An 11,123-nucleotide genomic window follows, 5' to 3' on the forward strand; every position below is an offset into this window, starting at 1 on the left:
ACAACTTTCAGAGGCTCTACAGAATTAAGATTTACTTGATTACTATAGAGCCTTTGATCTTTATAATTATCTGTAATAAAACAAAAGCATAGACCGGGTTAATACTATCGATCTTGTATAAAGAATAATCTTTATACTTATGTCTTACTACTTAATACTAACAACTAAGTTTTTAAATACGACTTTTATGCGTAATATTTTTTTATTTATAGTTGGCCTTTTTATCGCGCAAAGCTTATGGGCACAGGAGCCGGTTGATTTTGTGAATCCATTTATTGGGAGCGATAACTACGGAACAACAAATCCGGGTGCCATTGTTCCGCGCGGTATGATTTCGGCAGTGCCTTTTAATGTGGCTGGCCGACCAAACAAACACGAAAAGGATAGCGACTGGTGGAGTACACCCTACTCTAATGCCAATGAAACATTTACGGGTTTTAGTCATGTAAACCTATCAGGTGTGGGTTGTCCCGATTTAGGTACCATCATTTTAATGCCCACCACTGGCGACTTAAAAACAAGTACAAACGAATATGCAACACCTTATTCTGCCGAGGAAGCTTACCCTGGTTATTATTCCAATTACTTGGATAAATACAAGGTTAAAACCGAGGTTACAGCAAGTGTACGCAGCGCCATTAACCGCTATACCTTCCCTGCAGGACAGGCTAATATTTTACTAAACCTAGGCTTAGGTTTAACCAACGAGCAAGATGGTTATTTACGCATTACCGATAACAACGAGTTAGAAGGATTTAGAACAGTAGGTTCGTTCTGTTATAACAATCCTGAGGAGATTTATCCAGTTTACTTCGTGGTGAAAGTAGATACAGAATCTTCTGACTTTGGGGCATGGAAAAAGCCCGCTCAATACAATGGTGTTGAAGGCAATTGGATGGCTTACAATGGCAAAACCCGCATCCTAAAGGAGTATATGAAACCTTTGGTTGGCGATAGCATTGGTGCTTACTTTTCGTACAACTTTGAGCAAGAAACAGCAGTTGAGGTACAAATCGGTATCAGTTATGTGAGCATAGAAAATGCACGCGAGAACCTACAAAAAGAAATTGCTGGCAAAAGCTTTGATGCTGTTAAAGCTGATGCTCGCGAGGCATGGAATACAGCTCTAAATAAAATAAAGGTTGATGGTGGCACAGAGGACCAAAAAACTATTTTTTATACGGCTTTATACCATACGCAAATTCATCCGAATACTTTGAACGATGTAAATGGCGATTATCCAATGGTGGGATCGAGCAAAGTTGGTAATACTAGTGATACTAGATATACGGTTTTCTCACTTTGGGATACTTACAGAAATATGCATCAACTTATGAGTTTGGTTTACCCACAGCAACAGCTGGGTATGGTAAACTCAATGCTTGATATGTACAAAGAGAATGGTTGGTTGCCTAAATGGGAGCTCAATTCAACGGAAACATTTACCATGGTTGGCGACCCTGCAGCCATTGTTATTGGCGATACTTATATGCGCGGCTTAGATGCGTTTGATACTAACTTAGCCCTAGAAGCCATGCTAAAAAGCGCCAAACAAGAAGGTGATAATCCAATACGCCCTGAGTTGGCTGATTATTTAAAGCACCAATATATTCCTGTTCAGGAAGAGTTCGACGGTTCGGTATCTACAACCCTTGAATATTGTGTTGCCGATTTCGCTATTGCTCAAATGGCAAAGGATATGGGACAAAATAATATCTATAAAGAATTTACAGCCCGCTCAAAGTATTATAAAAACATGTACGATAAGCAAGAAGGCGTAATGCGCCCTCGCATGGATGATGGTACTTGGTACGCACCTTTCTCGCCAATGGATGGAGCCAACTTTAAGCCTGTAACTGGTTTTATTGAAGGTACATCGTGGCATTATTCGTTTATGGTAGCCCACGATGCCAAGGGATTAATTAAAACCAATGGCGGCAATAAGGCGTTTGTAAATAAGTTGCAAAGCGTGTTCGATAATGGTTTATATGAACCAGATAATGAGCCTGACATGGGTTATGCTTTCTTATTTAACTACATAAAAGGCGAAGAGTGGAGAACGCAAAAAGAGGTACGTAAAATTATTGATGAGCATTACCATAATACGCCAGGCGGAATTCCGGGTAACGATGATACAGGAACCATGTCCGCTTGGTTAACATTTGCCATGATGGGACTATACCCAGATGCCCCTGCCGTGCCACATTATACCATTTGTAGTCCGTATTTTGATAACATTGAAATTACTTTAGATGATACCTTATATTCGGGCAACACCTTTAAAATTGAAACCATAAAGGCAAACGACAATGCCACTACCATTGATAAAATGGAGCTGAATGGGAAAGTATTAAACAGCTATTTTATTCAGCATGCTGATATTGTAAGTGGAGGTATTTTAAAAATTTGGTTGAAGTAGTAGTATGAATTAAGCTTCGTTTTAATATTTAAAAAAAAGAAACGCTTTCTAATAAAATTAGAGAGCGTTTCTTTTGTAATATTTTACTCTTCATTTTTTCAAGAATCCAAGAATCATAACTTCTTAATCAGTAGTTTTTGCTCAGTGAATTTATAAGCCGCATTTAGGAAATCAATATAATTATCCCAGGTTTCTGCCTTCGAGAAGTATTGATTGTAAAATTTTGAGGTATTTATTACTATTTGTCCTGATTCAATACTTGCAGTACTCACAAAACCACCTTGGTCACTTTCTACATTAATATTGAGTTTATCGAGCCCCTGGACTGTATAACCATCTGGTAAATCAAATTTAATGGTGTAATTAAATATTCTTGGAGAATAGATATAAATATCCTGTTCTCGCTCCAATTCCTCTTTTTCTATTTTTACTTGTCCTTGAATCAACTTTCCTACATCTAATAAATAGTTTCTACCTGCTTTATGAACTAGGTCCTCAGTTTCTATGATATACGAAAACTTAAATTCAGGCTTTTCTTTATAAGCTCCTGTTTGTGTATAGCTAAAATTAGTTACCGTATCTACTTTAAACTTATAATTATTCTCAACAAGGTAAGATATATTCTCCGCTATTCTCTTGTCTTTATTATTGAGGTACGATTCCTTTAAGCTATTAAGTTTCTTTTTAGAAAAAGAAGTTCCTTTAAAGTCTTTAATAATTTCAAAATGTTCTTCGTCCTCTTTAATAAAATCGTAATAGTCTAACAAACCGCCTTGGTAGTAGGATTTTTGAGTACCTGAGATACTTGAAGTGTTGCTTACAACACATTTTTTAAAATCCGCATCTATAACTAGAGTTGAGCTTGTGTTTTCGGTATCAGGATATTTCTGAGATGAGCGCAATATCTCCTTCTTTATAGTCCATTTTTTAGGATTAATAATATAAGCATTGGTATTAACCAGCTCGTAAGGCAATATACCCGGAAAATCGCCTCTCATTTGTGGCATGATGTAAAAATATTCGTCGCCCTCTTTAATCCGGAGGAAAAATCGCATCTCGTTGGTCATTAAGATTTCGTCTAAGTCAGCCACATTTCTATCTACCCCAACAACAAGTTCGTGGGGTATTTTTTGCGAAGCCAAATAATAATGCATTTTGCGTAAATAATATAACTCATCGGAAATTGGTGAACCGCCTAAACTGTAGTTTGAGATTTCTCTGACCTCATCCCACTGGTGTCCCTCATTTCTGTTATAATAATAGGCCCATGTGGCTTTATCAATATCAGAAGCTGTTTTGCCTAACTTAGTTTTAGTATACTTTTTTGCGCCAGATACCTTGTGCTTAATGCTCATTCTATCTTTCATATAAGTAATCAGCTCACTCTCTGTTATACTATTTTCGGCAATACCGGGTTTACCTAAAAACACAAACTGATCAAGCTTAGTCGCCGAATTAGAAGCATAGGTCACTTTAAATTTAATAGTTGGTAATTGTCTGTACGGATACAACCACCTATGCTCATCAACTTTTTCTCTGTCTTTATCTACCAAGTAATAGTAATTCTCTTTTTTCTTCTCATTTACTTTTAACTCAAACTCTGGCGCACCATTGGTAGAATTGAGTGCAATAAAACAACGACGTTGTACATTAAACTCGATACGCTGCTCCATAACTGGATATTCTTGAGGTAAATAATATTGCACCGGAGTAAAGTTAAACAACTTATACGCTCCTAAGGGAATCGTTAACTCTTCGCAAATGTAGTAATCTAGAATATCGCCTTCTTCTAGATTAGGGATAGCTATCTTTTTGTAAGCTTTTTTATCCTTGCGACTTTGTGCCTCCATCTCTACGGCCTCCTTACTATCAATAATAATTTCGGTTCCGTCTTTTTTTATAACCTTAAAACCAACATATACATAATATCCCCTATTCTCGGATGGAAATGTTAACTCAGCATAAGCATTAATTGCATTTTTATCGTTTAGCTTAATTCGCTGATGAAAAAAATCATTTGACTGAAGTTCGGCAATAATAGCAGGTTTTTTATATTCGAAACGGTGATGTTTAGCTATAATAACTGCCGACTCGTTGTTCCATTTTTCGGGTGTCTCCGTAACGGAGAAGGCTGGGTTATCGGAATGCCACATTAATTGCTTTATTTCTTCGGCTCTTTCATCAGCATATATATGAACCATACTAATAAAGCAGAGGGCGATTGAGATTGTTAGCTTACTCAACATAGGTTTATTTTTTTGATAAGATAATTTGATCGTTATAGAATTGATTTACTTTTTTGATGGCATGGTTCCAAGTTTCGAAGTGTTGCTTTTTAACGATACCATGCGGAATTACAATTTTATTGGTATATATAATTTTATTGTTCTGCACCTGGTAGCTTAGTTCAATGCTTACATCACCTATTGTAGTTTGAATTGCATCTGGTAAATACTCCACTTTATAACTACTAGGTATTTCTATATTTTTTTGAATTTGATTATATATTTTACGGCCAAAGTAAAAGTCACTTTCTCTATCGGTATCAATATCTGCTTCTGCTAGATAGTTTCTCCAATCGCACGAAATAAATAATTCTCCATCAAAGTTACTCACCTTGTTATTTAATACATAGGTATAATCAATTTCAAGTGGTAGGTCTCTATTTGCTTCGGGAATGTTGTTTACCTTCACCTCATCGCTATTGGAATAACTACTTACCGAAAGATAATCGAATAGAGAAACTTGATCATCGACTTTGCTATTAGTTGAGACGTAAAGAATATCTTTCTTTGATTCTCCTTCGTAACTTACTTTCCCTTCGCCAATAAGCCTATCGTTTTTAATTTGAATTGTTTCTGAACGATCTATTTGATTAGCTATTGCATTATTTACGGGAACTGTTTTTCTAAGGAATTGATCTCCATTTTCAATAAGCATTTCCTGACCTTGAATACGCTCTGCATTATTCCCAAGCGCCATATACTTTTCTGTGGCATCAAGAACGTAGAATGTATTGTTATGATTGAGAGTGCAAATCATATGATTATCTACAGCTAAGGATGGGATATTGTAATTATACGGAATGATGTTTGTCCCAATCCAAGTTAAACGGGCATCGAATCCTGCTTCTTTTAACATGTGTTTGGTTAAAATAGCCATACCCTTACAATCGCCATATCTTTTAGTAAAAACATTTTGAGGTTCATCGGGTTTAAATCCTGCTAAACCATCTTCAAAGGCTATGTATTTGATTTTTTCTTGCACCCAATAGTAAATGGCTTTTATTTTATCCTCATCGGTACTTGCTGTTGCAGTTAATTCTTTCACCTTGTCTTTAAAACAATCCGTATCTACATTCACTTGTGCGGTAAGCGAATGGTACCACTTATATAAATCGTCGACATTACGTACTACAGTCTCCTCTCCACTTGCTGTTTGATAAGTCTTTGTAGCTATTACAAAGTGAGGGGCGTAATATAAATAACCGACAGAATTGGGCTCTGTGCTTTGTTTTTTAAGTTTATTACAGGTGTATTTATACATTATGCCCGTTGGAGTTTCTTCCACTTGTTTTATAATTTCGTAGTTATCGAAATTCATTTCTAATAACTCGACCTCAACATTATTTGGGATAACAAAACTAATTTCGCGTTTGTGTATGGGCACATCATCCTGAAAAAACACCTTAGTTAGATACTTTGGGTCGGTATATTCTGTGGTTGATTTAAAGGTAACTTCGGTTCCTTCGTATAACAACTGAGTTGAATATTGTGCCAATTTAGCATCGGTATAAAAGATGTTGTTTACTTCGTAATTACCAAACACCTTATTGCTTCGTAATCCGCCTTTACCACATGAGTATTTTAAGGATCCACTTAATGGTACAACATTGTTATTGTAGAATGTATTGTAATAGAGGTTTACATTACTTTTAAGTGTAATGAAGTCAATTTTGTCGTTTTGCCTAACGGTAAGTTTATTATTTTCGATTACAAATTTATACTCGGAGCTTGAGTGTGCTGCCACATAGGCACTTTTTTGGTAGAGAGTTTTAAATTGATCGGCCTTTGGGCGGTTTACAATTTTACCTTGTGCAAGGCTTTGCTTACCAAAAAATACGCTTAGTATAAAAATGGCAAATGCAATAAAATTAGATTTAGACATGTTAAGGTTTTTCTGATTAACAATCACAAATATAAGGTACGCACAAAGTATATATTTGTTACAGTTATTGTACATAACAATTGGGAAAACACCTTGAATATGGCTTACAATAGAAACGCTTTTGAGGATTTTCTATAATGGTTAGTAGTACCTTAGAAATGATCGTGTCTATTTTTTCAATGATCCATGATTGCTAGACATGAATCATTTAAGCCACTGACTTTTTATTGCTGGCTTGTACAGTGGCATCCCTTGTGAGCCCATTTTGGCGAAACAAAGATATAGCGCATAGCCCGGCCTGCAAGGCAAGACCCTTAGTTTTATAGTAAAAAGGGGTTTACCTGAGGGTTACCACCTTCCGGGATAGAAAGCAAAACCTACAGAGATAGGATATAATTCTGGACCTTTATTGGTATCGAACATTGGGCTCATCCAATAGGTAGCATATAGATTAAGAAAACGGTATCCGAAACGAACTTGAGCGCCGTATCTAAAATCTTCTAAGCCAAAGCTGCTTCTATTTTTGTCTTTTTGTTTGCTGCCACCTTCCATGGTTACAACTTTAGTGTGCGAGCGTAAACGGTAACCTCCTATTGGACCTGCGGATAAATAAAAATCATTTCTGCTTTTACGGCTAAACTGATACTCTAACAAGAAAGGTGCTGTGAGATAGAGCGTGGTTAATTTATTCTTATTTAAATTTCCTTCAATGGGTTCTGATGTTAACATCCCATCCTCATATATAGGAATAGTTGCATTGGCGTATCTGTAATTGTTATAAGTTAAACCCAATCCGGTTACAAAACCGATGTTGCCTCTTCGCGAAAGCGGAATGTTTCCTTGCAAGAAATTGATAGATACCTCAGTGGACTTGGCACTGTTTAAATCAAGAAACTCATAACCATCAGGCAAACTCATCTCTCCATTCTCGTTTAGGTAACTATTCAGCCCTAAATCTAAGCCCCAATAATGCCCTTTAAACTTACGATTGCTTTTGTCTTTTTTGTGTTCGTTGTACTTATTTTTGCCTATACTAATTTCTGTTTTATCACCATCTTCAACAACTACCATTTGATTGCCAAACAAGGTAACAATGGTGGTATCTCCTTCTGACAGATGTATCTCAACACTTTTAACGTCTTTACCAGCTCCTGCGTCAGTATTTACAACGGTTATGCTCGTGGTTTTAACATCGCCTTTATCAATAAGGTTGCCGTTAGTATCGATATATACAATTTCGTTGTTTAGTACGGCTTTGGCTTGCCCTTCATTAAAATCGTATATCTGCTGAAAGTTGCATGGGATCACTTCGAAACCATCCATATCAATCATTCCAATTTTACCATCTTTGAGTACTTTGGCTCTACCGTCGTTAAAATCCCAAATAGTGTGGTACTCTGCAGGAATAATCTCAGTACCCTGAGAGTTTACAAAACCAACTTTTCCGTTTTTAAGCACCTTGGCTCTGCCCTCTTCAAACTCCCATATCTGATCGTAAACACATGGAATAAATTCGTTGCCACTCTCATTTACATATCCTATTTTTCCATTACGAAGTACGCGTGCTTTGCCATCTTTAAAACCCCATATCATTTCGTACTCTGTAGGCACAACAATAGATCCGCTTACGTTATAAATACCCAGCTTACCATCTTTAAGCACTTTAACATTACCATTGCTTTGCAGATTCCACACCTGATTGTATTCTGTAGGGATGATTATTGCTCCTACAGAATCAATAAGTCCAACTTTTCCGCTTTCCATCACTCGATAAAAGCCATCAGAAAGTTCCCAGTATTTATCGTAACTAGATAAATAGCTTTGCTTGTTTTGTGCGATTACTAATGAACACCAAGCAAATATTATAATTGAAATAAGTACTTTCATGGCTATTAGAAATTAACTAGCGTTAAACCAATACTGTATGGATATAATTCAGGACCTTTATTCTTTTCGTACAGACTAGAGAAATTATAAGTGGCGTATAATTTTATAAACTTATAGCCCAACTGTACCATAGCTCCGTATTGAATAGGATTAAGATTTATATTCTCCTTCGACTTACTTTTATTATTACCCTCGGTTACCGTTTTTGTGTGCGAACCAATTTTAAAACCTCCATAAACACCGGCTGATATAAAGGCTGTTGATCGATTGGTGGAAGAAGGAATTTGTGCTTCTAATAAAAGCGGGATGTTGATATAATTGCTGACAATTTTATTCTTAGTAACCTTTTCAGCAATTGGCTCGCCAACAGTTATTCCACTTTCATTACGCATAATCTTATATTGATTATCGGTACGATAATTATAAACCGTCCAGCCCATACCAGTAACTAAACCAATATTCTTTTTATGTTTCTGTAGGCCAATATTGTATTGTAAAAAGTTAATACTAAAGGCCATCGATTTTCCTTTATTGGGTTCCATAAAAGCACCTCCTTCGGGCATTGTATTACTAAAATCAGGACCAAAGTAACTACAGAATCCTAACTGAACACCGGCATAATGACCTTTAAACTTTTCGCGAGGAAGGTGCACCATATTTACCTTGGTTTTATCATCTCCTTCAATAATATCAAAACGCTTGTGACCTAGAGTGATTTTGGTAATTGTATCATTCTCGTTATTGACTTCAACTTTAGCCTTTGAAACGCCAAGAACCACAGTTTCGTTATTGTCATCAATTATAACAATGTTTGTTTTATTTGATTTTTCCTGTGCAATAATGTTGATACTTAGTAACACCATTATCACAAATAATATATTTTTTTCCATCACGTTCACATTTTAAAAATTCTCTACCTCCATTGGTAACTTTAGTAAGCTCACTGTAAATTACGACTGACTCACATTTTACTTTAGACATGATATCCTATCCAAAACAAAAGTTGATCTGCATAAATTAAGTCTGCTACTAATAATATGTTTAATTACTGCCCTTCACTTTACGTATGAAAGACATACCCCCTTCTGACTCGACTTCATAGGCAATCAGTTGCCCTTCTTTATTAATGTATTTTTTAATGGTAGTTTCATTACCTGATAAAAAGTTAATCACCTTTGCTCTATTCGCCATTTTATTTGCTTTACGCGATAAAGCTTCACTTTCGGTTTGCATCTCTTGCTTTTTTAACTGCGCATAAAATTGTTGCTCGGTAAGCTGTTGTTTTATCATTAAAGGCATTATACTATTAAGCCCAACCTCATATGCTTTAACCGACTGGGTTTGCAAAGGAGTTATACCTTTCGGATTCATCCTTGCCAACAAGTTTTCTGAACGTTTATGCTTAGAATTGGATTCCTCGTTATTCTCTATGCTTTCAGTAATCTTATAGTTAACCTGCGCCGTCTCTTCGTTTTCTGATATTGCAACTTGGCTTTCGGTATCTATTATAGAGGTCTCACTTTTGGCCTCAGTACTTGGAAGTTCAGTTTGCATGGCTATTGGGCCATCAACAGCTGTTTCATTATTGAATAAGAAACCAATACTTAAAATTACAACTATTGAAGCAGCAATGCTTAGTCTTCTGAATGTTAGTTGCGATACAAATGGTATTACAATTGCTCTTTTTAGTTGTAATTTTTCTTGATAAGTGATATTCGTATCGGCCTTAACTATAGTTTTTTTATACGCATCTAATAATGGATTATTTGCATCACTTTTTCCTTCCTCAAGTAATTTTATAGCCTCATAATCTGCTTTCGGAATTTCTAACTCATCAGCTTCTGTTTTAATCAAGGCTAGTTTATCTCCAAAACTAAGCTCCTCGGGTTTAAGAGTGTACGAATCAAAATCGCTACAATCTTCATTGAGCTCTGGATGCTCAGCTAAAAACTGCATCAATGCTTGTTCATCGGCTTGGCTTAAGTTGCCATCCATATGATCAATCATCCATATTTCGTAATTCTCTTTAGTTATCATTTTGTTTTAGTATCAAGTATCAAGTATCAAGTATCAAGATTTGTTCATCTCACTTATCAACTTCATACATCATGAAAAATCGTTTACCGCTTATAACTTATCATTAATTATTATTTAAACTAACATTTCAATTTTCCCTATATATTTCTTTAAAAAGTTTCGTCCTCTAAAAATGTACACTTTTACTTGTGCCTCAGTTAAACCCGTCATATCCGATATTTCTTTGTACGAATACCCCTCGTAGTCGCGCAACAGAATTACATTTTTCTGATCGGGTGGCAACTGATCTAATGCTCGGTGCAATACTTCGTTTAAATCAGAATAATCGTTATTAGTCTGCATATGGCTTGTATCGCTTTTTTCCCAGTCGGCATTAAATTTATTTCTTCGTACAGAATCAATTAGTGTATGGTAAGCAGTGGAAAAAAGGTAACTCTTCGCTTTAGATGCCTCCACATCGGCATGCGACTTCCACACCTTCTCAAAGGTATCCTGAACAATATCTTTCGCTTTTTCGGTGTCTTTTATATTTTTCAACACAAAACGATAAATACTGTCGGCATACTGTTCTACACTTATATTGTATTCCGTTACTGTCATAAATCAATTAAGT

At 35.9% G+C, this 11,123-nt stretch carries 7 protein-coding genes; 1 reads left to right on the forward strand and 6 read right to left on the reverse strand.

All coding sequences use genetic code 11. The features are described 5' to 3' along the window. The first annotated feature begins 187 nt into the window (after positions 1 to 187). Positions 188 to 2,419 (forward strand): GH92 family glycosyl hydrolase, encoded by a 2,232-nt coding sequence (locus tag QMO11_RS15460; RefSeq protein WP_282038117.1) that lies wholly within the window; start codon positions 188 to 190, stop codon positions 2,417 to 2,419. A gap of 113 nt (positions 2,420 to 2,532) precedes the next feature. Here the strand turns inward: QMO11_RS15460 and QMO11_RS15465 are convergent, their stop codons facing one another. From QMO11_RS15465 to QMO11_RS15490, 6 genes are all read right to left on the reverse strand, one after another. Next, positions 2,533 to 4,665, reverse strand: coding sequence for a DUF3857 domain-containing protein (locus tag QMO11_RS15465; RefSeq protein ID WP_282038118.1), 2,133 nt, complete (start codon positions 4,663 to 4,665; stop codon positions 2,533 to 2,535). A 4-nt stretch (positions 4,666 to 4,669) separates the two neighbouring features. Further along, entirely contained in the window at positions 4,670 to 6,586 is a 1,917-nt protein-coding gene (locus QMO11_RS15470; RefSeq protein WP_282038119.1) for a transglutaminase-like domain-containing protein, read from the reverse strand. A gap of 348 nt (positions 6,587 to 6,934) precedes the next feature. Then, positions 6,935 to 8,473, reverse strand: coding sequence for a WG repeat-containing protein (locus QMO11_RS15475; RefSeq protein WP_282038121.1), 1,539 nt, complete (start codon positions 8,471 to 8,473; stop codon positions 6,935 to 6,937). A gap of 5 nt (positions 8,474 to 8,478) precedes the next feature. Beyond that, the gene (locus QMO11_RS15480) at positions 8,479 to 9,363 is read right to left on the reverse strand and encodes an outer membrane beta-barrel protein (protein WP_282038123.1); all 885 of its coding nucleotides are present in this window, start codon (positions 9,361 to 9,363) and stop codon (positions 8,479 to 8,481) included. 151 nt (positions 9,364 to 9,514) lie between these two features. Beyond that, on the reverse strand, positions 9,515 to 10,510 hold the full coding sequence (locus QMO11_RS15485; RefSeq protein WP_282038124.1) for a hypothetical protein: 996 nt from the start codon (positions 10,508 to 10,510) through the stop codon (positions 9,515 to 9,517). Positions 10,511 to 10,624: 114 nt separating this feature from the next. Next, a complete protein-coding gene (locus tag QMO11_RS15490) occupies positions 10,625 to 11,110 on the reverse strand; it encodes an RNA polymerase sigma factor (protein WP_282038126.1) in 486 nt (161 codons plus the stop codon). Positions 11,111 to 11,123 lie beyond the last annotated feature (13 nt).

Origin of the sequence: Saccharicrinis aurantiacus, assembly GCF_947489045.1 — a bacterium.
Taxonomy (GTDB): Bacteria; Bacteroidota; Bacteroidia; order Bacteroidales; family Marinilabiliaceae; genus Saccharicrinis; species Saccharicrinis aurantiacus.

What these genes read in the sequence shown, in the direction of transcription:
- QMO11_RS15460 (WP_282038117.1), top strand. Translation starts at nt 188, where the DNA reads ATGCGTAATATTTTTTTATTTATAGTTGGCCTTTTTATCGCGCAAAGC.
- QMO11_RS15465 (WP_282038118.1), bottom strand. Translation starts at nt 4,665, where the DNA reads ATGTTGAGTAAGCTAACAATCTCAATCGCCCTCTGCTTTATTAGTATG.
- QMO11_RS15470 (WP_282038119.1), bottom strand. Translation starts at nt 6,586, where the DNA reads ATGTCTAAATCTAATTTTATTGCATTTGCCATTTTTATACTAAGCGTA.
- QMO11_RS15475 (WP_282038121.1), bottom strand. Translation starts at nt 8,473, where the DNA reads ATGAAAGTACTTATTTCAATTATAATATTTGCTTGGTGTTCATTAGTA.
- QMO11_RS15480 (WP_282038123.1), bottom strand. Translation starts at nt 9,363, where the DNA reads ATGGAAAAAAATATATTATTTGTGATAATGGTGTTACTAAGTATCAAC.
- QMO11_RS15485 (WP_282038124.1), bottom strand. Translation starts at nt 10,510, where the DNA reads ATGATAACTAAAGAGAATTACGAAATATGGATGATTGATCATATGGAT.
- QMO11_RS15490 (WP_282038126.1), bottom strand. Translation starts at nt 11,110, where the DNA reads ATGACAGTAACGGAATACAATATAAGTGTAGAACAGTATGCCGACAGT.